Genomic DNA, 24,936 nt, shown 5'->3' with positions numbered 1-24,936 from the left:
GCATCGAGAGGCCACTTTTTAAGTTAATAACCCCGTAAATGACCATTTGTAGAATCAGCACTGTCCAATTATGGGCAGTGCATGCATGACTTTACAGGAGTCCTCAATACTTTAGCGCTATTAGTTCACTTTTCTAAGCGGCCGCACAGTTGAGAACGGTTAGCACCCAATAAAAGCACCATGGCCAAATCGAACGGAAGTATCTTAATAGTAGACGACGACGAGTTTGTGTTGCTGTCTATACGGCTTTTACTGGAACCGCATTTTCAGAATGTGCAGGCGATCAATCAGCCGGAACGGATTCCATCGTTGCTGGAGCGCGAGCAGCCCGACGTAGTTGTTCTCGACATGAACTTCAGACAGGGAGATACTACGGGCAATCAGGGAATGTTCTGGCTTAGAAAGATTGTGGCGCTCTCTCCTGAAACTCAGGTAATATTAATGACGGCCTTTGCTGACATATCGGTCGCTGTTGAATCAATTAAAGAAGGCGCGCTGGATTTTGTTGTTAAGCCCTGGCAGAACGAGAAGTTACTCGCAACGGTGAGGACGGCGAATGTTGTTAGCCAGGAAAAGAAGAAAGTCCGGCAGTTGAAGTCACAGCAGAAGTCGCTGGTTACTGTGTTGAATCATCATGAACCGCTAGTAGGTAACTCCGAGGCTATGCGTTCGATACTGCGAACGATCGAAAAAGTAGCTCCTACTGAAGCGTCGGTATTGATACTGGGGCAGAACGGAACGGGTAAAGAGGTTGTCGCGCGTGAGATACATGCGCGCAGCCATCGCGCCGAAGGGATCTTTATGAGTGTCGATGTTGGTTCGCTGAGCGAGACGTTGTTTGAGAGTGAGCTGTTCGGGCATCGGAAGGGAGCATTCACGGATGCGAAAGAAGATCGTGTCGGGCGTTTTGAAGCTGCGAGGGGAGGAACGATTTTTCTTGATGAGATCGGCAATCTATCGCCCGGGCTACAGGCCAAGTTGCTCACTGTTCTGCAGCATAAAAAGATAGTGAGGCTGGGCACGAACCTTCCGATCGACCTTGACGTGCGCATCCTCGCGGCAACGAACCGCGACCTCAGGGCCATGGTTGCTGCCGGCACATTCCGTGAAGACTTATTATACAGGCTTAACACTGTAGAACTCACGTTGCCCGCTCTATTTGAGAGGATGGAAGATTTGCCATTGCTCGCTAATCACTTTCTCGCGCGCTTCGGTCAAAAGTATCATAAGTCACAGCTAGAGTTACCTGTTGAAGTGATGAACTCACTGATGCAATACAGCTGGCCTGGAAATATTCGCGAACTGCAGCACGCCATTGAACGCGCTGTCATCATGAGTGACGGAAACAAGCTGTCGGATCAGGACTTTGGACTTGGTCGTGAGAACCAGGGGGGTGCATTTACTTTTGAACGTTTGAATCTCGAGAGGATCGAAGAGTGGGCCATTCGAAAAGCTATTGCCAAGCATGGCGGGAATATCAGTCATGCTGCAGAAGAGTTAGGCCTTTCACGGGGCGCGTTGTACCGAAGAATGGAAACGTATGGTATCTAAACACTTCACCCTCCAGGTACTATTTCGTGTGTTGGTGTTAACGGCACTGCTTGGAACGCTCATGTGGTGCGTTGTTAATGAGCTTTGGCTGCGAAGCATGTATGCCGGCGTTGCATGCGTCGGATCATTAATAGAATTGCTTTGGTTCCTGGATCGCTTTCAACGTGACTTCAGAACGTTCCTCATCAGTCTTCTACACCGCGACTTCACCATCCACTTTGAACAGACCGGACGGGGCAAACGCCTCAACGCCTTATACGACGCCATGAATCAAATCTCGTCGGCGTTCAAGAAGGTTAGCGCAGAGCGCGAGGCCAAGCACCGTTTCCTTGAATTGCTGGTCGAGCATGTTCAGGTCGGTATTATCAGTTTCAATGATGAGGAACAGATCCACCTCATCAACAAAGCGTTGAAGAACATGTTACAGCTTCCCCTGGCCACACCTATGGATAAGCTACGTGGAGTAGACCCTGCGTTGCAACAGGTGTTGAGAGAAATAAAGGCCGGCGAGACACGACTTGTGAAAGTAAAAGCTGGTCAGGACACGCTTCATCTCACCGTGCATGCAACAGCGTTTCGACTCGAAGAAGATTTCTATAAGCTCGTAAGCATGCAAAACATCCGTTCGGAGCTCGATGCGAGAGAAATGGAAGCCTGGCAAAAGTTGATACGGGTGCTCACGCATGAGATCATGAATTCCATATCACCCATCACATCACTCAGTGGCACGCTGCACAGTATGGTCAGTGCCTACGTTGGTAAGGAACCACCGCCAACGTTGCTTACGACACTCGATGAAGGACTGGATGCCATTAAGAAACGAAGCGAAGGACTGTTGAGCTTCACTGAAGTATATAGGAAGCTAACGCGGGTACCCACACCTGTAATAAAACCGACGAACGTTCTGGCACTCCTCCGCCGAATGCAATTGCTTTTTCACGAAGAGCTATCGAGGAAGAGTATAACTCTTTCCATCGATGCACACGAGCAGGAGATCCTTGTCGACAGTGATTTGATGGAGCAGGCGCTTATTAACCTGATCAGAAATGCAATCGACGCGCTTGAAGGAAGAAGTGAACCGGCCATTCAGCTGTCGCATTTCGTGACGCCGGATGGTCGTTCGATGATTACCATCAGCGACAACGGTGATGGAATTGAGCCAGACAAAATTGACAGCATATTCATTCCGTTCTTTACCACGAAGAAGAATGGATCAGGCATTGGACTTGCGATTACGAAACAGATTGTGCTACTACATGGTGGATCGATTAAGGTGAATAGTACGGTGGGGAGAGGGACGGAGTTTTCGGTTTATCTGTAGGTAGGAATTAAGAATTAAGAATTAAGAGTTAAGAATTAGGGGGCGCGATCTGCGATCGCGACTTTAGTGTGGTGATACCTATTTCGGGAATCGCTATTCCACCATATCGTTCTTTCCAGTGTGGAGCTTTTCCAGTATATCGCTTTGAATGTTAACTTGCAGGCTCTTTCTAAGCAGATTATACCTTACAAGCAGATGCATTTTCCATGATCGAGGAAGCCGTTAACGATGATGAGCAGGATGATGAGTTATTTGAGCATCATCGGATAGTAGCGGACCCGAAGCAGAGTCTGGTGAGGCTGGACAAGTTTCTCATGGACAGACTTCCCAACGTAACGCGCACGAAGATCCAGGGCGGCATAGAGGAAGGGTTCATACGCGTGAACGACAAGATCGTCAAGTCAAACTATCGCGTTCGTCCTGCGGATATCATCACCGTATCATTGCCTCAGCCGCCGCGCGACACCGATGTAAAGCCGGAAAACATTCCACTCAACATCGTGTACGAAGACGCGTATCTCATGATCATCAACAAACCTGCAGGGATGGTAGTGCATCCCGCGTATCAGAACTGGTCGGGGACATTGGTGAACGCACTGGCTTATCATTTCGAAAGTCTTCCGGAAATGCCGGGAAATACGGGACGGCCAGGGCTTGTACATCGTATTGACAAAGACACGTCAGGGCTACTGGTCATAGCGAAAGATGAAGACACTTTAACTGGCCTTGCTAAACAGTTCTTTGATCACACCATTGAAAGAACATACAATGCCATTGTGTGGGGTATACCCGATCCGCCGTCTGGAACGATTGACAAGAACGTGGGTCGGAGTTTGAAAGACAGACGGGTAACTACTGTGTTTCCAAATGGTGATATGGGTCGTCATGCAATAACGCACTATGAGTTGTTGCAGGATTTGCGTTACGTCTCGCTCGTGCAATGCAAGCTTGAAACAGGAAGAACGCATCAGATTCGCGCGCATATGAAATACCTGGGGCATCCTTTGTTTAACGATGCGATGTATGGTGGTGATCAAATATTAAAGGGTACGACGTTCTCTAAGTACAAACAGTTTGTGGAAAACTGTTTCAAGGCACTGCCGCGACAAGCATTGCATGCTAAGACGTTAGGATTTGTGCATCCCAAGACGAAGGAATGGATGCAATTCGAATGTCCGCTGCCTGACGACATCAACGACGTGCTGGCGCGCTGGGACAATTACGTGAAGTACAACTGAGACAGGTGTTTTCAGTCTTGAGTCCTGAGTCCTTAGTCCTGAGTGGGTCAAGAGTATTGAAAGACCTTAGTTACACTCTACTCATAGTAGATGGCGGTCCCACACAGCTAAGGCAGCTGCTTAAGTGAAATAGATTTTAGAAGAGAGGACTTCCCGGACGAATGCACAACGCATCGCCTAGACGTCGGACACTGAAGGATCGCTTAGAATGTGGCCTTCAGCTGTTCGTTAGTCAGGGCCATTCTGATTTCATTCATGGCCTGATGCTTGAACATCCTGTACTTCTCTTCATCCCTGGCTTTCAACGGAAGTCCCTTGATATACTCAAGGACTTTCTCCGCCTGTTGGGAGTCCAGATTACTGAGTGATTCCAGTATCTGGAGTCTGTGATAAGTCATTGTCATTGTAGTGGTGTTGATATTACAAATAACGGAAACGGACACACTGAGTTTCAAGTCATTAGGCGCTTATTAATCTAAAAACAACACGGTTGTAATATTCCGGTGACGACTTCCGATTTTCTGGCTCTCCTCGTACCTTTCAAACGTTACCAACCGATACCTTATGCGCACTGTCCAGATTACCACCCTCCTGCTGGCGTTTCTTTTCGTCGCCGGCAGCTGCTCGAAAAAGTCATCCGATGAAACAACTGCTGCTGACGAGCATGATCCCCAGCAATCGCTCGCGGATTTAAAGGCTGCCCAGGGCCTGGAAGTCAAGCTGTTCGCTTCGGAACCCATGTTTTCTAATCCTACGAACATTGCCATCGACGAGAGAGGCCGCGTTTGGGTATGTGAGGCTTTCAACTACCGTAACCAATACAATCCGAAGAATCCTGTTAAGGCAGAAGGTGACAGGATCATGATCCTTGAAGACACCGATGGCGACGGTCAGGCGGATAAGAGTAAGGTTTTCTACCAGGGAACAGATGTAAATGCGGCACTGGGGATTTCACTCGTGGGTGACCGGATTATTGTGTCGTGCAGTCCGAACGTATTTGTGTTTACTGACGCAGATCATGACGATGTACCTGAAAAGAAGGAGGTATTTTTTCAGGGTATTCAGGGACTTCAGCATGATCACGGCATGCACACGTTCGTGTTTGGACCCGATGGAAAGCTTTACTTCAATTTTGGAAATGAGGGCAAGTCGTTGTTAACGGCGGCTGGCGACACCGTTGTGGATGTAAACGGCAAGAAAGTGATTGCGAACGGTAAGCCATTTCGTGAAGGCATGGTTATGCGCGCCGATCTGGATGGAAGTCATGTTGAGGTGCTGGCGTCGAACTTCAGAAATAACTTCGAGGTGGCAGTCGATCCATACGGTACCATGTGGCAGTCGGACAACGATGATGACGGCAACAAGGGCACGCGTATCAATTATGTAATGGAGTATGGAAACTACGGTTTCAAGGATGAAGTTACCGGCGCGAGCTGGAGTTCGCGACGTACCAACCTGGAGAGGGAGATACCGTTGCGTCACTGGCACCTCAACGATCCGGGTGTGGTTCCAAATGTGTTGCAGACCGGGGCAGGATCGCCGTCGGGGATTACGGTTTATGAGGGGACTCTCCTACCGAAGGAATTTTACGGACAGATGATTCACGCCGAGCCCGGAAACAACGTGGTTCGGTCATACCCTGTTGAAAATGACGGAGCTGGTTACAAGGCAACTATTGTTAAGATCCTCGAAGCTCAGAAAGATCAATGGTTCCGGCCCATTGATGTGGCCGTTGCTCCGGACGGTTCGTTGTTCGTTGCTGACTGGTATGATCCCGGTGTAGGTGGCCATCAGGTTGGCGATGTTAACCGAGGAAGAATATATCGCGTCGCTCCTCCAAAGACAGCATATAAGGTTGAAAAGATAGACTTATCTACCATTGATGGCGCGATCGCAGCATTACAGAATCCGAATCAGGCCTGGAGATTTCTGGGATGGACAGCGTTGGCGAAGCAAGGTGTTGCAGCGGAAGCGGCGCTCAAGAAAGTTTGGCAAAGTGAAAATCCAAGGCATCGTGCGCAGGCGCTTTGGTTGTTGACGAAACTTCCAACGGCCGGCCTATACCTTGATGAAGCACTGAAAGACAAGGATGCCAATATCAGGATCACCGCGATAAGAATTGTCCGGCTACTCAATAAGGACGTACTGGCTACTGCTTCAAGAATGGCAAAGGATGAATCGCCACAGGTACGACGGGAGGTTGCCATTGCCATAAGAGGAATGAACTCTCCTGAGGCGGCAGGTGTATGGACAACACTGGCTGATCAATATGACGGTAAGGATCGCTGGTATCTCGAGGCGTTGGGAATTTCGGCGACGGGAAACTGGGACCTGTACTTCAACATCTGGAAGGCGCATGTTGGTGCTGACTGGAAAAAGTCTTCTAACCGCGACATCGTTTGGAGAAGCCGCAGCAAGTATGCGATACCGATGGTTGCCGAGCTGATTAAAGAATCAGACGATAAGGACATGCTTCGTTATTATCGTGCGCTCGACTTCCAGACCGATCCTTCGAAACAAGTTGTACTTACACAGCTAGTGCAGCAAGCCAAAGGCGATAAGGTCCTTTATGCGCTGAAGCATATGGATCCTTCAAAGCTGAAGATGACGCCAGCAATCAAGTCGGCGCTTGATAAAGTTCTGACGGAAGAGAAAGGCAAGATTGAATTTGTTGAGCTTGTTACGTCTTTCAAGTTGCAGGACCGTTCGGGAGAACTGATGAGCATGGCGTTGCAATATCCTGACAGCCTGACGGGCAGGGAAGCCATGCGCACATTGCTTGCGTGGGACAAAACCAGTTTGATCCAGCAGGCGCTGAACAGTAAGACCACAGGTGAGCCTCAGGCGGCGATCAGAGCGCTCCGGCCGCATATGTACAACCCCAAGGCTATTGCTTTGGTTGAGTCTGTGATGATGGATTCGACAAGAGATATTGAATTGAGAAAAGTATCCGTTAAAAACTTTGGCGGCCCATGGCAGGCGGAAGACCGGTTGTTGTTGCTTGCCAAAGAAGGAAAGATCCATGCGTCACTTCACACTGCTGCTGGTGGCGTGTTTCAAAGCGCGTGGCGGGCTAAGCTTCGCGATGAAGCAGCAGCGTATTTGACATTGCCGGGAAGCAAGAGTGGCTCACCACTTCCTCCTATATCTGCAATGCTCGACAAGAAAGGTGATCCTATAAAAGGAAAGGAAGTATTCGCCACGTTATGCAGTAACTGTCATCGAGTGAATGGCGAAGGAACAAATTTTGGTCCTGATCTGAGCGGGATTGGGGACAAGCTGTCGCGCGAAGCATTGTACACATCGATACTCTTTCCTGACCAGGGCATCAGTTTTGGATATGAAGGTTACAAGCTTGTGCTGAGTGATGGTAGCACGGCCGTTGGTCGTATCGTTTCCGAGACAGGAGATAAAGTTGATCTTCAATATATGGCCAATCAACAAACGGTACAGAAGTCGAACATTTCTACACGAACGAAACTGGATAGCTCGCTGATGCCATCGAATTTGCAATCGAGCATGAGTGAAGAGGAGCTGGTGAATCTTGTTCAGTACTTATCCTTGCTTAAGGACGAAGCGAAAATCAGCGCCAACTATTGATCTATTGTTTCACCCCGCCTGGGCGTGGCAGGCTTTCAAAGCTGCGGTTCCAATCGACAAATCAACAAGCCTGCCACGCCCAGGCGGGGTCAACCAATAAATCAATAATCCGTATATATGATCATCGAACAGGTTAGGCATTTAGTCACGAAGTTTCCGCTCGAGGCAGTTATCTGGATGTCGGGGCTCATTGCGTTGGCATTTGTAGATCCCTCGCAAGCATCGCACGTAACCATTTGCCCGATCGCTTATTTCGGATTTGACTTTTGTCCCGGCTGCGGACTGGGACGATCAATTGCCTGGCTGTTTCATGGCTCATTGAAAAATTCATTTAGCGCACATCCACTCGGTATCGTCACGCTGGTGGTGCTTGTGCACAGAATTATTCAGCTCATCAACAATCATTTAAGACGTCAATTGCGTGCAATGTAACTGGCTGGGTTTCCTGGCTGCATTTACAATCACTAAGTCAATAAATCAACAAATGAATAGTCTATGGCAAAAGTAATCACTGTACTGCCGGAGCTCACCGGCGAAGAGATGGTCTACGTTCAAAAGCTTATTCTCGAATTCGATGATGAGAAGGCAAGAACATTTGCCACGGTTTACCGTGCACGTAGAAAAGATCCAACAATGATTCTCGTTCTTACTCTTCTTGGATTCCTGGGATTTGCGGGAATACAGCGAATGGTTGTGGACCAGGTTGGAATGGGAATCGTTTACCTTCTAACGCTGGGGCTATGCTTTGTAGGTACGATTGTCGATCTGATCAATTACCAGAAGATGTCCTTTGACTATAACCGCCGCATGGCGGATGAAGTAATTATGATGCTCTGATCATTTGGAGATTTATTGAAATAGGGATTTGGAGATCAGGTTTCAGCTGCGCTGCAGCTGAAGTTCTTACGCCGCAGCGCGTGAACTATAATCTCCAAATCCCTATATCATTAATTCTCCAATGCCACTATTGGTTTTTCTTCTTCAGAAGGTTTTGGATTTTTTTCTTGGCATCTTCCTCCAATTTCTTCTGGACTTCGTCAGTTGCTGATGGAGCTTTTGTTTTAGCAGTGTCGGTGGTGGTGGCGACGGTGCTGTCTTTCTTGCTGGTGCCGAGGATGTCTTTTACGTACTTCTCAGCTTCAGTTCCTTTCACAGCTTTTTCAAGTTGTTTCTGTCCCTCCTCTTTAGCTGCATTGGTGATTGCTTCCTGAGCCTGTGCCTTCTGCTCTGCCATATCGACGTTAATCTTAGGAGCGTCGTACTTGCCGCCGATAGTAACCGTCAATGGAATGTTCTTGTTCGGGTCGGTCTTTCCTCCGGTGTACTTAGCTATTAAGGCATTGTATTCAGTGCCGAGCTTACCGGCAGGGACATCCATCTTAAGATTGTAGTCCACCGATTTGTCGAGGCCAGTGCTTCCGGTTACCGTTGTCTTGTATTCGCCGAACTTTACGTCGAAAGGTTTCACAGAGAGACGGCCGTTGGAGATTGATGTCGCCATCATCACATCCTTCAACGTAACCTGATCGGCGTCTTTGAGGCTTGTAAGTGAAGTTACTCCGGAGATAAGTTTAGAATCCTTCAGCGACGCCTGCGCGATCTTTACGTTACCTGCACCATTAACAGTTGAAAGGTTAGGCATCATACTGTTCAGCAGCTCTCCGCTGATACGGAAATCAGTTGAGAAGTTACCAGAGACCAGACCAGCGATCGGAGCGTAAGAAGCAACGAGTGAAGACTTGTTGGCAGCCTCGCGAATTGACAATTTGTCGATCTTCAACCCGAAGTCGTATTTAGGGTGTTTGATATCCTGAGTATTGTATGCTCCGTTAACAACAAACGCACCACCAAGCATCGTGAAGTGCAAGCCACTGAGGTTGGCAATACCGTCACGGACGATGATATCGCCTGTGGCATCGGTGATCGTGTAATCCATCAGTTGTGTCTTCTTAATGTTTGTGTTCAGAGCGAAGTCGATGTTCTTCGGTATCTCGATCACGCCATAAGAAGCGGTGTCGGTAGAGGTAGTTCCGTCGTCAGTCATGAACTGGTTGAGGTCGAGATAATTTGAAGCGAAGTTCACGTTACCCTTGATCGAGCCATCCTTACCCAGTACATAGCCGAGGTAGTTCATGAGCGAGCCGCTTACGTTGATGTCGCTATGGCCAACTGTACCTTGAAGACGCTCGAGAGTGATCTTCTTTGGATCAAAAACCATTGAAGCCGTTTTGAGGTTGACTTCATAAGGAAGATCCTTAGCTGTGTATTTGAACGCAGTGAGCGTTGCTTTACCGCTCGTTGGAAGCTTTTCATAACGCTCGGCCTGGAGGTCGGAATACTTTCCTTTTGTTACGATGTCGGCGTTTACTTTACCCGCGAATCTCATTCCATCGACCGGGAATATCTTAGTGATCTTCTCCAGGTCTATGCCACCTTTTGCTTTCAGGTCCCAGGTGTAATCGTCGAGGTTTTGAAGTGCGAGGTCTGCTGCGAACTTCTCATTATCCACGACCATCGACAGGTCGTTGACATTGATAAAGGTTTCAGCCATGCGACCAGTTGAGTTCTTTATTGTCGAAGTAAAGTGAAGGTCCTGCATAGGAAGCGGAAACTCCTTTGACTTCACATATCCGTTGTTCAAAGACATCGCTGCTTCTATGGCGGGTATCGTCTTCTTCAGGCTGTCATAAACACCTTTTGCCTTAAGGTCGAGGGCATAAGCACCTTTCATTTCAAGACCTTCGAGGGGGAACATCGAAGTCAGTTCTGCGAGATTCAGTTTCGCCTTCACTTCTGCATCGAGGTTTGTGGGATACATCTTCGTGATCAACGCCTTTGCATCTACAGGATTCTTTCCGAAGTCGAGGTGCATCTTCTTCAGGTCGATCACCGTGTTGTCGATGACGCCATCTTTATTGTCAATGAGAAGATCTACATTAATGTTGTTGATGGCGGTAGGGAGTTGAGGATACTTGAACATTGCATCCTTCACGAGCAGGTTCACATTGAAAGCCGGCATCTGCTTTTCGCTGTAGGTACCTTTTACGGCGCCGTTGAAGGCAAGGTCACCGCTTGTTTCAATGTCTTTGAAATCCTGGGTATACATTCCAGGAATGATTGAAAGCAGGCTTTTGAAAGAATTATCAGGGCTCTTGAATGTGATATCCATCTGATAATCGCTTTCGTTCATTTTGAACCATCCATCGAAGCTCATGGCAAAGTCGTTGATCTTTGCGCTGTTCTCCTTGAATGTGTACTTCGAGTATTGTTCGGCAATAGAGATGATCGCATCAAGCGTAAGTTTCTTTTCGCTCATGTAGGCCGTGCCATCATAGATGACATCGAGGCTATCGACGACCGTATGAGTTTTGAGATCGAATTCGTCCTGATCAAAGTCGCCGCTTCCATCGTGATTAAGGCCGATCATGGCCATCTTGAAAGGGAGTGAGGCGTCATCATAAGTTATGTCGCCGTTTACGATCTCCCAGTGGTCGATGCCGAAAGAGAAATCGCCGGATTCTTCAGTTGTTGTTGTGTCGGCAGAAGGAACGGCGATGTCGTAGTTGGCGCGGCCATCTTTCAAAACCTTAACATTGATGACGGGGTTGATTAATGAAATGCCCTTGAGGCGGAGCTGATCACCAAAGAGGATGTCCTTGAGATTAACTTCGACTTCGAGCTCCTCCGTTGCAAAGAGCATCTCGCCGGCGAATGGCTCCCGGTTCATGACGCCGAGATTGCCGACCTGTACCGTTACGTTGGGAAAATTACGGAACAGGGTCAGGTCGAATCCCTCAAAGACGACTTCCGCGTTCACGGACTTGTCGATTTCCTTCTGGGCCAGTCGTTTGATGTCGTCTTTAAAAACTATGGGGACAATCACGGCTGCAGCCACCAGCAATACGATGAGGCTGCCCAGAACGATGAGAGACCATTTCAATACTTTATTCATATCCTGTTGTTTAAAAAAGTTGGTTTTAACGCCATCAGAAAGCAAAGTTAGCTAAGAAGAACTTTACCTATTGCTCGCGGCAAAGGGTGTAAGGTTCGCTCACAGACTTATAGGGTCACTAGGCCCCGCTCGTAGCGGGACAGGCCCCGCTTGTAGCGGGACAGGCTCCGCTTGTAGCGGGGCAGGCCACGTATATAGGCGTGACATTCCCGGCTTACGACTGGTAAGCCCGAACTTGCTCTCCTGCAAAAATTGAACCCGCATCGCTCGCCGCGGCGGCAGGCCCGACGTGCAATAATACCACAGGCCGTGCCCATCGTCATTTTCCCGGATTAACGATTCATAAAGAATCCTTTTGTCGTATATTAACTAAACATTAAATTGTGTAACAATTCGTTAACATTGGGTTAACATGAGATTTCTGGCCGCGTTTCTACTTTTTGCGTCGCTGGGCTCCGCTTCAGCCACGACTCTTCCCGGACTTGGGTTCGAGGGTTATGTGGCAACATTTTCATCGGTTGATGGTGTGTCTACGGACAGCGAGAAATTGCAACAACTTGTCCGAAAGCTCAGCGAAAAGCAGCTGAAGTCGGGGAAGAAGGCGGCCTTTGTTGACTACCTCTTTACAAAGACCAGGCAACAGTTCCTCCGAAACTACACAGACTACGCCACCTTCACTGAGACGATCAACACCGGAACGTATAACTGCCTGACAGGAACCGCGTTGTATGCGCTTTTGCTCAGCCACTTCGAGATTCCCTATCATGTTATAGAGACCAACTATCACATCTTCCTTATCGCTGATACAGAGAGCGGCCGGGTCCTTCTGGAAGCTACTGATGCAGAGAGTGGTTTTGTTCAGGGTGAGTCTAACATTGACGATCGCATTAAGGAGTATCGCCAGAGTCCTCCTCTGAAACACGATCGTTCGAAAACATATTATCAATACGAGGCAGACCTCTATAAGGAAGTGTCGCTTGATGAGCTGACGGGCCTGCTCTACTATAACAGGGCCATCGTTGCTTATAACCAGCACGACCTTCCTGGTTCAATTGAGAATCTGACTAAGTCGGTTGAGCGTTATCAGTCAGCACGCACTTCGGAGTTTGCATCGATCCTGCAGATCACGGTAGCTGGTAGCGACCTTGACAATGACATTAAGCGTCAGTATCTCAGAGAGATACAGCGGCTTCGGACCGCGGCAGCAAATCTTAGCGCCCGCGGAAACTAATTTATCCAATTTACGTTTTTGAGGGCCGAGGCGAATTCATTCGCCGTCGGCTCAATCCGTTCCATCAACATATTTAAAAGGTGATAGGCGGTTTCGGGCACTTAAAGGCGTATATTGTACATACGACATTGCGAATCACTGTTGAGTTCCTTCAACCGCAACGGCAACAGGTATCAGGATTTGGCAAAGTTGGGTTCTATAACCCATTTTTTAGGCCAATTTCGAGTTTTAATGCTGATAAAAGTCATTATTCAGCCCAATTTCAGCATATTTAAAGATTTTGCTTGGACAAACAGTGGATAAACTATGGACGAACCTTGTATAAACAGTCCGCGAACTGGCATGGTACTTGCTCTGTTCATCATTCCCTGATGACAAGGTGTCGTCAGGTTAACATGTTGTACAAAACAAAAACAGAATTGAACTATGCCAAAGATTAGAAACAACGTAGTGGTGCAGGGAGCCTCGGGAAAACTGGGTGACAATGTTTGCTTCCGAAGGCTTCCTAATGGTGAAACCATAATCGCCAACAAGCCTAAGAAGCGGGAGAAACTCTCCGACCAGCAGGTGGTGGTCGTTGATCGTTTTTCCGATGCTACCTATTATGCCAAGCACAAAACCCGCATACCAGAGTTTAAGACACTCTACAAACGAGGGATTAACAAAGAAAAGCTAATACTGAGTGCCTATAATGTCGCCGTTCGGGATTTTCTCAACGCTCCTATTGTCGAAGCGATTGATGTGAAAGACTATTCAGGTCGGCCAGGGCAACTCATCCGCGCCAGGGCCACAGATGACTTTAAGGTGATGTCTGTGACCATTACCATTACAGACTCAAACAATAAGGTGATTGAAAAAGGTGAGATGACTGCCCGCGGTAAGAAAGGTCTGTGGAGATACAGCACTACTGTGAAGAACCTCAATGTAGAAGGCACGATGATCACTGTTGTGGCAAATGATCTTCCAGGCAATGCAACGAAGGAGACATTGACGATTGTGCGCTTTGAAGAAGGTACAGGTTTGATGGTGACGGAGACGACGATTAAGAAGGAGGGTGAAACCGATAAAACGAAAGAGAAGTTGACAACCCAGGACAAAAAGTTGAGTCCTCCGATGATACAGAGCGCGCCAGTTCAGCAAGAAAGCGAGGCTACGAATGAGACGTTGGGGTCGCAGCAAAAGGATGATGTCGCTGCATCAAAGCATACTGCGACCGCTGATAAAGGGGTTAGCGCTCAAAACGCTCTTACGGATCCGTCATCCACGATTCAGCAACGTACTGGCGTCGTTAACCGATGTCCGGGGTCCTGGTTTCAAAGACAGAGTGTGAGGAACAGTGTGAGAGCGATGATTTAGAGACAGAGTGTGAGGAACAGTGTGAGAGCGATGATTTAGAGACAGAGTGAGGAACAGTGTGAGAGCGATGGTTCATTCTTTTCTAAGAACCAGGAGAAAACTCAGGAGTAAGGACTAATTGAATCAGAAGGACTAGTTCTCCAGTATGCGAAGTTCTACGCGCCGATTCATTCTGTGCGCCTCGGGCGTGTCTTCGCGGGAGAGCGGCTGTGTGCCACCAAATGCCTTCGTCTTTATCCTGTTCTTTTGAATTCCCTTGTAAACCAGATAGGACTTGACAGCGTCCACGCGTCCCTGAGATAGTTTATTATTTTCTTTGGCATCGCCCTGGTAGTCGGTGTGGCCTTCGAGCTGGATGACCATATCGCTGTTGTCCTGCATCATCTTGGCAACGGTGTTGAGTTCCTCGTAGGACTCGGGGCCGATCTTAGTGCGTCCCACCTGGAAGATAAGATTGTCGAGACGGATCACATTGCCGACGGCTACGCGTTGTCCTGTTACATGGCTGCCTTTCGTGAGCTCGATGTTACGGACGAGTTTGTTTTCACCTTTTGCTTCGGCGGGGTCGAGCAGATACTTCGCCATTTGATATCCGGGCGCTTCGACCATGATGGAGTACTTCTCCATTTCAAACATTGGAAACGAATAGGTGTTGTTGTTAAGCACACCGACCTTATTACCATAAGGCACGCTTTGATACGTGATGCGGGCGGTTACAGGCTCTTTTGTTTCAGCGCTGATGATGTTTCCCTCTGCATATATCAGGCTATCGGGTGTTTGACTGAACGCTGGGGTAATGAGGAAAAGAGGTGCAATGAGTTTAAAAAATTCTCTTCTCATATTATAGTTAGACTTTCAGGATCTTGAACTCCACGCGTCGATTTTTCTTTCTACCCTCACGGGTATCATTTGGTACCATCGGCTTTTTCTCGCCGAAGTATTCAACCGTCATGCGCGACTTGTCCACTCCCTTTCCAACGAGATACGATGCTACAGAGTTGGCGCGTTGTTTTGAAAGGCTGAGGTTATACTCATCAGAACCTGTGTCGTCGGTGTGACCGGCAATTTCAATTTGCATGCCGGGCTTCTCGTTCATCAGGCTCACAATACGGTTCAGTTCTGGATACGACTCCGGTCTCAGTGTAGCTTTCTCGAGGTCGAAGAAAAGGTTGTTGAGCAGAATGCTGGCATTCTCTTCAACCCTTGCGACACCGATAGGATCCAAATCGAAGTTACGTTCGATCGTCTGATCAAACTTGATATCGCGGAGGTCGAGGTTTTGACTTTCAGAAAGGCTGCCGGCAGACTCTGCTCTCAGTCCATACATCTGACCTGCAGGAAGACGGATCTCGTACTCGCCTGTTTCAGGATTGGATTGTGAAATGCCGAGGCCTTTTCCGTCGGGCAGACGTTCATAAACGATCTTAGCTCCGAGTGGTTTGTTTGTTGCCTTGTCGATGATCTTTCCTTTTACAGTAACGAATGGCTCGGGGCTCTTAACGATAGGAAGTTTGATGCGGAAGATATCGGTGTTGGTTTCGCTTACGCCGCGGGAGTAATAGGCGTACTCGCTTGATGCCGGTATATTAAAGAAGAGATCTTCGAGGGGAGAGTTCAGTTCAGGTCCGAGGTTCTCAGGGTCTGACCAATTTGTCCACGTGTCATCCAGTCTTCTTGTTACGAAGATGTCGCTTCCGCCGTAACCGCTGAATCCGTTTGATGAGAAGTAGAGAGTTTTGTCGTCGGAGGCGAGGAAGGGAGCTGATTCTTCACCGGCAGTATTCACTACATCGCCGAGGTTCAATGGCTCACTCCAAGAGCTGTCCGCTTTCATAAAAGAAACATACAGGTCGCGATCGCCGAAGGAGTCATCTCTTTCGACAGACATCAACAGGGTCTGGCGATTGTCGGCGAGGAAGTAGTTTGCCTTTTGAGCAAGGTTATAATCGTTAGCAATGTTGAGTGCCTTTGGTGTTCCCCACTCGCCATTAACGCGTGTGCTTATACTTACGCCGGCCAGCATCTTTCCATTGGGCATATACTTGTTGCCAAGTACCATGATAGCCGATTTACCATCGGGTGTTGTTGACTGGATTGTATTGACGAAGTTGGGACCGGCGTTATTGAACTTTGTTCCCATGTTACGTGCAAGCTGCCACTGTCCTGAAGCGTCGAGTTCAGAGTACCAGATGTCTTCTTTATCGTTTACGCCTCCGACGTTTTCAGGGTGATTTCTTCTGCTGAAGTAGAGTGTTTTGCCATCGGGTGAGAGCAAGGGATTAAGTTCGTCGTATTCGCTGTTGACATTTTTGTCGAGTGCTTCGATAAGTATGCCGGAAGCGAGAAGCTGCATGGTTGGGATGTCGGCGATGATCGGATAGCTTGAGTCGGAGATGGCGACGGCATCGATACTGAAGTAGTCGGTGATCGCGGCGCCGTCGAATTCGATGCGGACAGCTGCCACTTTATAAGGAGTGGGCTCGACAAATATATTGAGCATTCTTCCTTTCAATGGCACTGCCATTGGATTGAAAGAGTTGATCACGTGTTCGGTTCCCGCTTCATCATAAGCGAGCACGCGATAGATAGCACTTGGATTGTATGATTCAGCAATAGCAATCTGACGGATGCTAATAGGATTAGAGAATCCCAACTTCAGGAATTCTTTTCGCTTGGGCTTATCAGGTGCCCACGCATTCGGGCTTTGTCCTCCAGCTGGAAGAACGTTAGGTTTTCCCAATGCTTGCTTAGCCGAATACTGAATGGGTGTAAGCTCTGATGAGAACTCAACAACCTTAGACGCCCATTGTACGACTTGACCCCTTGTGTATCCGATGACCAGGACAAACAACAGGAGAGTAAGTGAAAAACGCCTCATGCGCGGCTTTAAGTTTGATTTTTGAATAAACTTACCTAAAAAATATCGAATTAGACCGCCGCCGCCTCAAATAATACCCTATGGTCTGAATTCGTAAAGCGCAACAAGTTACAACTCTTCTGTTGTATTATTCAAGTGAGTGCTTGTTAAACAATAAGAAACCTACGTGTAACAAGACACCAAATTGGTTCTCATCGTCGTCGTAATAGTTAGCACTCAGGCTTACTGGACCTATCGGTGAATGATAAACCAGACCTGCAGTACCAGCAAAAAATATCAGGCTCTTGTCTGTACTTTCAAATGCCCGTTGCTCCGTGTCTTCCAGAATTGCCTGAAATGGTTTGAACAAGAAAGCATCGATGCGTGCTTCAAACTTGTTATGTATTACGAAAATGTTTTTCAAACCGGCCGCTGCATAATTAAATGCTCTGAAGTTTTGAAGTATGAGTGTGTGTGAATCCTGAATGGGCATGAATGCCGGAGCATTGATGATGGTACCGAAGTAATTCTGAAAATACGGTTGATTGGAAGCAACGGCCTCCGCCGTGTACCCCGGCCGGTACCAACCACTTCCGAAGTATTGTTCTGCTGATGCCCTGAACCTGAACCAATCGTGATATTTATTAACTGTCTCTGTTTGTATTGAAGTACTACCAGGAATAAACTCTTCTTTGAGAGAGAAGAAGTCGGCTGCAATCGAATACATAGCACCCTCCGATGGATACTGACGTCGGTTAAGTGTGTTCGAAGAAGCGTGGATACCTGCCTTGAAGCCGCGAAGGTTCAGCACATCGAGCTTGTCTGTGCTGATGAAAACCGGACCATTGATATAGTTGTCCGTTGTGTTGATGGCTTCGAAGGCGAGTACACCTTTAAATGCATCGCGCACGGGAATACCGAAGTTGAATCCATACTTTCTGTTCCAACGTTTCAATATTGTAGGTAACGAAGGCGCCGACACTTCATTGAGCAGGTCGTCGTTGTTCAGATAATTCCAGCTGTCGAAAGACACATAGGGTTCACCATAAAACTGATAGGGAAAGTCCATTCGGACTTTCATTAGCGCGGACTTGTAGAAGTTACCCGTTTGGAAGCCTACCGAAGCATGGGTCAGTATTCGGTTGAATTCATAGAAGTTTATGCCAAGAAAAACATTGCTGATGTCGCGGGTCGCGATCACGCCTCCGAAGCCGACCTGGAAGTTCTGCTGTGGCCGCCTGGTCAGTTCCAGTCTGAAAACGTTCCTCGTTGTATCATACAACATTCTTGGATACACGTTCCTGAAGTACTCTTCGGATACGAGCTTGAAGTAGCCTTTCTTGATTTCACTGAACGTGAAGTTGCCTCCGGTTGATTTGCTTCTGAAGATTGCGCGGATATAACCACGTTGCCTGGAGTTGAATTTTTGAAAAGCCAGTTCCCCAAACTTATAGGGCACCTGCCTGTTGTGAAAGGCATTGCGGCGATCGGCCATTTCATCACAGGTGACGCGTTTGTCGATCTTGAGCTTAATATCTTCTATCTGACGCATCGCTTGCCGGTATCCGCTATCGATCAGTGCTTTTGCATGGCCGAAGTCGTAAGAGTTATAGCCACGGAGGTTGGGCTGAATGTAAACGCCGTTGTCGGGAATTCGTGATGGGTCGGATTTGTCGAGGAGCAGATAAAGTAGTGAGTGAGAAATGAGTTTATCATCGGTGTCGTAAGGATATTCATCGAACACCTTGCTGGAGACGTTTATGCCGATGACGACATCCGGATTGAAGTCTTTTTGGGCGACGTCGACGGGAAAGTTATTGTAGACTCCACCGTCGAAGAGATATTTTCCGTCGACACGAATGGGGTTATAAAAGAACGGAACCGTTTGCGTTGCGCGCATGGCGTCGCTCAGAGATCCTTTGGAGAGTACGACTTCATGCTGGGTGAAGATGTCGGCGGTGACGACACGTAGCGGAACAAAGAGGCTGTCGAAGTTATTGCGTGAAATGACTGATGCCTGTGCTGTTCGTTCGGCGATGGCAAAGTTCAGCGAGACATCGCTTGCGATGGTTGAATTGAATTGAAAGCTGAGAGTTGAGTCAAGCGCCATGTTCACTTTCACGAACTGTGGCGTTTCATCGGAGCGATGATAGTAATAGTTGTTTCCGGTTTCGGGAAGGCCGTTGATCCAGCCGATGAATGATGGGGAGAGCACCATTCGTTCGATTTCTTCGGGGCTCATGCCGCTGGCGTAGCAACCACCGATGATTCCACCGATTGAGGTACCTACGATGTAGTCGACGGGAATGTCGTTTTCTTCGAGTGCTTTAAGGACGCCAATGTGTGCCAGGCCTTTAGCAGCTCCGCCGCTGAGGACGAGCCCCACGCGTTGGGCGGCAGCGATGAAGCTGAGCGAAGACAACAGAATAGTAAGAACAAACCTCATGAGTCGCGACGCTCTTATACATAATGCAATCGATCGAAATGCAATTCAATTGAATGCAATGTCGAATTGAAATGCAATTTTGAATTTTTTGCTACAGACAGAAGATCCCTCCGGGATCTCAAATGCAGATGCAAATCGATCTTCTATTGATCTGTGATCTTCTATTGATCTGTGATCCCTATGGGATCGAATGCAAATTCAGTCTTCTATTGATCTGTGATCCCTTGCGAATAATCTGTGATCCCTACGGGATCCAAATGCAGATCAATGACTTTACAACGTAGCGACTACTGAAAAGTTTAGAGCGATGCGATTGGAGCGTCTGGTGTGGTGAAAGGAGTTTGGTCAAGCTTTTGAGTAAGCTCTTCCTTCATCTTGTTGAAGGATTCCAGGTTTTCCTTTTTCACAGGCTCGGAAGCTGGAAGGTCGGCACGCAAGGCATCAACCTGAACGCCATTTTTCCAGAAGCGATAGCAAAGGTGAGGACCACTTGCAAGGCCGGTGCTACCTACGAAACCTATGGTTTGACCCTGATGAACGCGGGCACCAGCGCGAACGTTAGGTGCAATTCGCGACATGTGCAGATACTGTGTAGTATAGGTACCGTTGTGTCTAATCTTAACATAGTTACCGTTGTTCGACTTGTACTGTGCTTCTACAACAATGCCTTCGCCAACGCTACGGATAGGCGTACCGGTAGGAGCGGCAAAGTCAGTACCCAGGTGTGGCTTGTAGCGCTTCTGCACGGGGTGGAAGCGATTCAGGTTAAAGCGTGAGCTGATGCGTGTGAATTCAATAGGATACTTCAACAACGCCTTGCGCAGGCTCTTGCCTTCGGCGTCGTAGTAGTCAACGCCCTCGCCCTGATCGTAAGGGAATGCGTAGTAAGGGCTTGAAGAATGTTCGAAGTAGATAGCATTGATCGACTTGATACCCACTGACACGCCTTCAACAGTTGCTTCTTCGTAGATGAGTTTGAATTTGTCGCCTTTCTGAAGACGGGCGAAGTCAACCTGCCATCCGAAGATATCGACGAACTTGTTGGTCAGCTCGTGAGAGATACCGAGCTCTTCGATAGTTTCTGAAAGGTTTGATTTGATTTCACCGGTGACCGTCTTCTCCTGGATGATCACGTCGCGCTTGCAAACGTCTACCCAAAGGGTGTCTTCGAAACGGAAGACGATGTATTCGATAGGGTTCGGCTCGTAAACGAGAACCTTTGCTGTCTTATTGGAATCCTGCTCGCAGAGCAGTGTGTACTTCTTGTCCGGAGCGATCTTGCGCACATCGAAGATGTTGCGTGAAAGCTGTGATACCTGGTGGATGATGTTTGCGGGTACGTGGTATTCTTCGAGAATCTTGCCGAGGCTTTCGTTGCGTTTTACCTTGTCTTCAACGACTTCGTATTCATCGACAACCATGCCGTATAATACTTTGGGTTCCTTCACCTCCATCACCGTCTGGTTGGTAGAGTCAGTGCTCATGGTTTCGGTCAACATAGGTTCAACGTAATACCTGTTGACTGTTACAACTGCGACGATAAAGAGGGCGATTCCAAGGAATCCAAACCAGCGTTTTTGCATTCTTCTAAAAGTTTACACCCCGCCTCTGCGGGACCGTTAATTAAAAAATGAGAGGCAATTTACTACGTTCAAAAAGTATGGGCCAGGCCCATGTAAGAATCCTCCCGACATTCAAATATAGAGATTGATTTGAATTATCAAAACGTTCAAAATGAGGTTGGAACCTGCGATTTGGTTAAATCTTACTTAAAACGGGGTAAGAAAATCGATGTGAATACCTGATGGTTGCAGGTATCAACGGGAGCTGATTTGTTTGAATTTCTGAATGCCTGTATCGAGGAACTTCACAAACGATGGTACGTCTTTTTCATATCCGTAAGGCGACACCAGTACCCGTTCGTCGGTGCCTAACAACACGTAAAAAGGCTGGGCATTGTTGTTCAGGTTAGTGATCTGAAGATCGGCGTTCTGCTTGCCTATGGTCTTTTTCACTTTCTTGTCGTAACTTGAAGTGTACCAGTCACTTTCGGGTAATTCCGTCTTGTCATCAACGTACAGGGCAACCACCACAAACTCCTCCCTCAGACGCTTGAGAACTTCTGGATCTGACCATACCACGCTCTCCATCTCGCGGCAGTTTGTACAGCCGTGTCCGGTGAAGTCGATGAAGATTGGTTTGCCTTGCTGACGGGCACAGGCGAGGGCCTGATCGTAGTCGAAATAACCTTTGATTCCATGGGGCAAATGAAGGAAGTCGGCGTACTTCGGATCGTCACAAATATTTCCTCCTTCACCTTCCTGAGAAGCCAATAAATTAAAGTCGTGAGTATATAATGGAGGAAGATAGCCAGCGAGTGCTTTCAATGGAGCACCCCAAAGACCAGGTATCAGATAGACGACGAAGGTGAAGGACACGATAGCCATGATAAGTCTTGGAACACCGATGCGTTTGTCTTCGGCATCTTTGCCCGTATCACCGGGAAGCCGGAAAGCTTTCATCAGATATAACCCAATTAGGGTGACGATCACGATCCATATGGCGATGTTGATGTCGCGATCGAGGATCCCCCAGTGGAATGCCTGGTCGGCGATGCTGAGAAACTTAAATGCGAGAGCCAGTTCAACGAATCCCAAAACCACTTTCACCGAGTTGAGCCATCCGCCTGACTTAGGCAATGAGTTGAGCCAACCCGGGAATATGGCGAACAAAGTAAAGGGAATAGCGAAGGCCATCGAGAAGGCGAACATGCCGACGATGGGTTTCAGGAATGCGCCGCCTGCGGATGAAACAAGTATGCTTCCTACCAGCGGGCCGGTACATGAAAATGATACCAGTACCAGCGTGAAGGCCATGAAGAAGATGCCGATGTAACCGCCCTTTTCGGCCTGCTGATCTACTTTATTGATGAATGTTCCGGGCAAAGTGATCTCAAATAAGCCGAGGAACGACAATCCAAAGATGACGAAGACTGTGAAGAAGATCAGGTTAGGGAGCCATTCTGTGGAGAGGTGGTTCGCGGTTTCGGGACCCATCAAAGGTGCAAGGGCGGCACCGATCAATGTGTAGATGCCGACGATGGACAGTCCATATATAAGAGCTTTGGATTTCGAGCCGCCATTTCCCGTGAAGTAGCTTACGGTCATGGGGATCATTGGGAATACGCAGGGGGTTAGGAGTGCTGCGAGTCCGGCGACGAATGAGAGGATGAAGAAGCCTAAGAAGGACTGCTGAGTAGGATCGGCCTGGATTAATGCGGGATCAAGAATAGGGCCCTTGCTCTCGCCATATACTTTCTTCTTATCTAACGTCTGGGCTGTACGCGACGAGGTGTCGACCAGCTGAGGACTCGTTGCAGTGATCTGTGGCGTGGTTTGAGATTTCGCGTCTACAGGATTTGCTGTCGTGTTAGCAGCAGAGGCGTTGTCAGTTTTTTTTTCTGTGCTGGCTTTCGGAGATATTGCCGTTCCAGTCACTTTCAATTTGCCAAATGAAAGGTCGCCATCGAAGAGGACACAGCTGCCCGCGGAGCATACCTGTCCATCATAGGTTCCGGCCAGTTTCACATTGGGTGACAGTATCCTGATCCTTTGCCTGAATTCGCCGGTTCCAATGAAGACGCGTACGTCGCAGTCGAAAATCTCATCGTGCTTTGGTTTGTCGTGCGGAGCGGTGAGCCCTCCGACCAGTTCGAAGCTGGGGTCTTTCTGAAGTTTAACTTTCGTGGGAAGAGGTCCGCAGACAGTGTCGAACCCGACCGTATATACGTACCAGTTTTTGTCGATCGTGGCCCTGAAAACCAGGTCTACTTCGTCCCCTACCTTGAGTGGTGTGTCCGGTGTTTCGGCGGTGAGTTTAGCGGGCTTCAATACCTGGGCGTGCAGCGCAGCCGTAGCGAAAAAGAGGACAATCAGGGCGGATAGACGCATGCGATCAGTTATTTGAAGCGTGAAAGTAGCACGGTTTCGAACATGAAGGTAACACGTTCCGCCACGAAAAAGTTGTCACAGTTCCGTGAATGGTGGCCAGAGCCGTCTATGGGGTTTTAAAGGCCTACACATCCACTTCCACCTGGTGGCGGAGCAGGTCTTCGACAGTTTCGCGCTCCCGAATCAGTTTTGCCTCTTTGTTAATGACGAGCACTTCGGCAGGTTTCAAACGTGAGTTGTAGTTTGATGACATTGCGAAGCCATAGGCACCGGCGTTCTTGATTCCGATGATGTCCTTTTCGCGTACCTCATGGATCTTACGATCGGAACCAAACGTATCGGTTTCACATATATATCCTACAACGGTGTAGACCTTCTGGCCGCCTTTAGTGTTGGAGACGTTAACGATGTGATGATAGGCATCGTACATCATTGGACGTACAAGGTGATTGAGACCGCTGTTCACGCCGACGAACGTTACGGTCGGAGTTGACTTCACGACGTTGGCCTGCACCAGTAACGTACCGGCTTCGCTTACGATATACTTACCAGGTTCGATCCACAGTTCGAGCTTGCGTCCATAGTGCATGCAAAACTCATTGAAGCTCTTGGTGAGTTTCAATCCAACGTCATAGACATTGGTCACCATGTCTCCTTCTTTATAGGCAACTTTAAAGCCGCTGCCGAAGTCAATGTATTTGAGGTCGGCAAAGTCGACAGCGAGTCCGAAGAGAATCTCGGCCATCTTGAGGAAGATGTCGGTTTCAGTGATTTCGGAACCTGTATGAATATGGAGTCCGTGGATCTTTATCTGATGACGATCTACGATCTCGCGGATTTGAGGCAACTGGAAGATGGAGATGCCAAACTTCGAAGTGCTGTGACCTGTTGATATCTTATAGTTTCCACCGGCGAGGATATGCGGATTCATCCGGATGCCGCAAGGGTAAGTATTCTTATAGCGCTCACCAAACTTTTCCAACGCAGGAAGGTTGTCGATGTTGATGGCCAGACCCTGTTCCACGCCTTCAATGATCTCACTGAAGTCAACGCCGCTCGGAGTAAAGACAATTTCGTTTGGAGTGAATCCTGCCTTCTTCGCGATGTAGGCTTCCTGCAATGAAACCACTTCAATGCCGGCGCCATGTTTCCGGAGCAACTTCAATATAGAGAGGTTCGTTAGCGCCTTTGCCGCATATTTTACACGCACCTCGGATCCCGAGTATGCGGTCCGCAGACTTCTCAACTGACTTGTGATCTTATCTCCGTCGTATAGATAAAGTGGTGTTCCGAATTGCTGAACGATGTCGAGTACCGGAATACCCTGAATTGTATATATGCCTTCTGTTAGTTCCATCAGTCAATGATAAAAGTCCCAAATATACCGGTCGTGATGAAAATTCTGAGTTCTGACTACTTAATTCTATTTTTAAC

At 48.2% G+C, this 24,936-nt stretch carries 16 protein-coding genes; 8 read left to right on the top strand and 8 right to left on the bottom strand.

The genetic code is table 11. The annotated features are described in order from the left end of the window. Window positions 1-180: 180 nt before the first annotated feature. The 3 genes from WBG78_RS02680 (at window position 181) to WBG78_RS02670 (ending at window position 4,110) form a co-directional block, all read left to right on the top strand. On the top strand, window positions 181-1,551 hold the full coding sequence (locus tag WBG78_RS02680; protein ID WP_337324817.1) for a sigma-54-dependent transcriptional regulator: 1,371 nt from the start codon (window positions 181-183) through the stop codon (window positions 1,549-1,551). After that, a complete protein-coding gene (locus WBG78_RS02675) occupies window positions 1,541-2,872 on the top strand; it encodes a sensor histidine kinase (protein WP_337324816.1) in 1,332 nt (443 codons plus the stop codon). Before WBG78_RS02680 ends, WBG78_RS02675 begins: the two co-directional genes overlap by 11 nt. Before the next feature lie 206 nt (window positions 2,873-3,078). Beyond that, entirely contained in the window at window positions 3,079-4,110 is a 1,032-nt protein-coding gene (locus WBG78_RS02670) for an RluA family pseudouridine synthase (protein ID WP_337324815.1), read from the top strand. A 203-nt stretch (window positions 4,111-4,313) separates the two neighbouring features. Here the strand turns inward: WBG78_RS02670 and WBG78_RS02665 are convergent, their stop codons facing one another. Further along, window positions 4,314-4,508, bottom strand: a complete 195-nt coding sequence (locus tag WBG78_RS02665; RefSeq protein WP_337324814.1) for a hypothetical protein — start codon at window positions 4,506-4,508, stop codon at window positions 4,314-4,316. A 166-nt stretch (window positions 4,509-4,674) separates the two neighbouring features. On the opposite strand from WBG78_RS02665, the gene WBG78_RS02660 reads away from it, so the two are divergent. The 3 genes from WBG78_RS02660 (at window position 4,675) to WBG78_RS02650 (ending at window position 8,547) form a co-directional block, all read left to right on the top strand. Continuing rightward, window positions 4,675-7,710, top strand: coding sequence for a PVC-type heme-binding CxxCH protein (locus WBG78_RS02660; RefSeq protein ID WP_337324813.1), 3,036 nt, complete (start codon window positions 4,675-4,677; stop codon window positions 7,708-7,710). A gap of 117 nt (window positions 7,711-7,827) precedes the next feature. Then, window positions 7,828-8,142, top strand: a complete 315-nt coding sequence (locus WBG78_RS02655) for a DUF2752 domain-containing protein (protein WP_337324812.1) — start codon at window positions 7,828-7,830, stop codon at window positions 8,140-8,142. A gap of 63 nt (window positions 8,143-8,205) precedes the next feature. Then, entirely contained in the window at window positions 8,206-8,547 is a 342-nt protein-coding gene (locus WBG78_RS02650; RefSeq protein WP_337324811.1) for a TM2 domain-containing protein, read from the top strand. Between the two features lie 127 nt (window positions 8,548-8,674). On the opposite strand, the gene WBG78_RS02645 is transcribed toward WBG78_RS02650, so the two are convergent. After that, window positions 8,675-11,662: an AsmA family protein gene (locus WBG78_RS02645; protein WP_337324810.1), complete on the bottom strand. Its 2,988-nt coding sequence runs from the start codon at window positions 11,660-11,662 to the stop codon at window positions 8,675-8,677. Between the two features lie 412 nt (window positions 11,663-12,074). On the opposite strand from WBG78_RS02645, the gene WBG78_RS02640 reads away from it, so the two are divergent. Together WBG78_RS02640 and WBG78_RS02635 are read left to right on the top strand one after the other, a co-directional pair. Then, entirely contained in the window at window positions 12,075-12,893 is an 819-nt protein-coding gene (locus WBG78_RS02640; protein WP_337324809.1) for a hypothetical protein, read from the top strand. Between the two features lie 426 nt (window positions 12,894-13,319). Continuing rightward, complete coding sequence (locus WBG78_RS02635) at window positions 13,320-14,249, top strand: hypothetical protein (RefSeq protein ID WP_337324808.1); 930 nt, start codon at window positions 13,320-13,322, stop codon at window positions 14,247-14,249. Between the two features lie 132 nt (window positions 14,250-14,381). Here the strand turns inward: WBG78_RS02635 and WBG78_RS02630 are convergent, their stop codons facing one another. The 6 genes from WBG78_RS02630 to lysA all read right to left on the bottom strand — a co-directional run bounded on the left by WBG78_RS02630 (window position 14,382) and on the right by lysA (window position 24,859). Further along, on the bottom strand, window positions 14,382-15,089 hold the full coding sequence (locus tag WBG78_RS02630; protein ID WP_337324807.1) for an OmpA family protein: 708 nt from the start codon (window positions 15,087-15,089) through the stop codon (window positions 14,382-14,384). Between the two features lie 7 nt (window positions 15,090-15,096). Then, window positions 15,097-17,127: an OmpA family protein gene (locus WBG78_RS02625; protein WP_337324806.1), complete on the bottom strand. Its 2,031-nt coding sequence runs from the start codon at window positions 17,125-17,127 to the stop codon at window positions 15,097-15,099. 127 nt (window positions 17,128-17,254) lie between these two features. Further along, a complete protein-coding gene (locus WBG78_RS02620) occupies window positions 17,255-19,552 on the bottom strand; it encodes a patatin-like phospholipase family protein (protein ID WP_337324805.1) in 2,298 nt (765 codons plus the stop codon). Between the two features lie 299 nt (window positions 19,553-19,851). Continuing rightward, window positions 19,852-21,135, bottom strand: a complete 1,284-nt coding sequence (locus WBG78_RS02615) for a peptidoglycan DD-metalloendopeptidase family protein (RefSeq protein WP_337324804.1) — start codon at window positions 21,133-21,135, stop codon at window positions 19,852-19,854. Window positions 21,136-21,369: 234 nt separating this feature from the next. Then, window positions 21,370-23,502, bottom strand: a complete 2,133-nt coding sequence (locus WBG78_RS02610) for a protein-disulfide reductase DsbD family protein (RefSeq protein WP_337324803.1) — start codon at window positions 23,500-23,502, stop codon at window positions 21,370-21,372. A gap of 124 nt (window positions 23,503-23,626) precedes the next feature. After that, window positions 23,627-24,859, bottom strand: coding sequence for a diaminopimelate decarboxylase (gene lysA, locus WBG78_RS02605; RefSeq protein ID WP_337324802.1), 1,233 nt, complete (start codon window positions 24,857-24,859; stop codon window positions 23,627-23,629). Window positions 24,860-24,936 lie beyond the last annotated feature (77 nt).

Origin of the sequence: Chryseolinea sp. T2 (assembly GCF_037203685.1) — a bacterium.
GTDB lineage: Bacteria > Bacteroidota > Bacteroidia > Cytophagales > Cyclobacteriaceae > Chryseolinea.
Note: the sequence above shows the minus strand (reverse complement) of the source record. Positions and strands in the feature narration are given on the sequence as shown.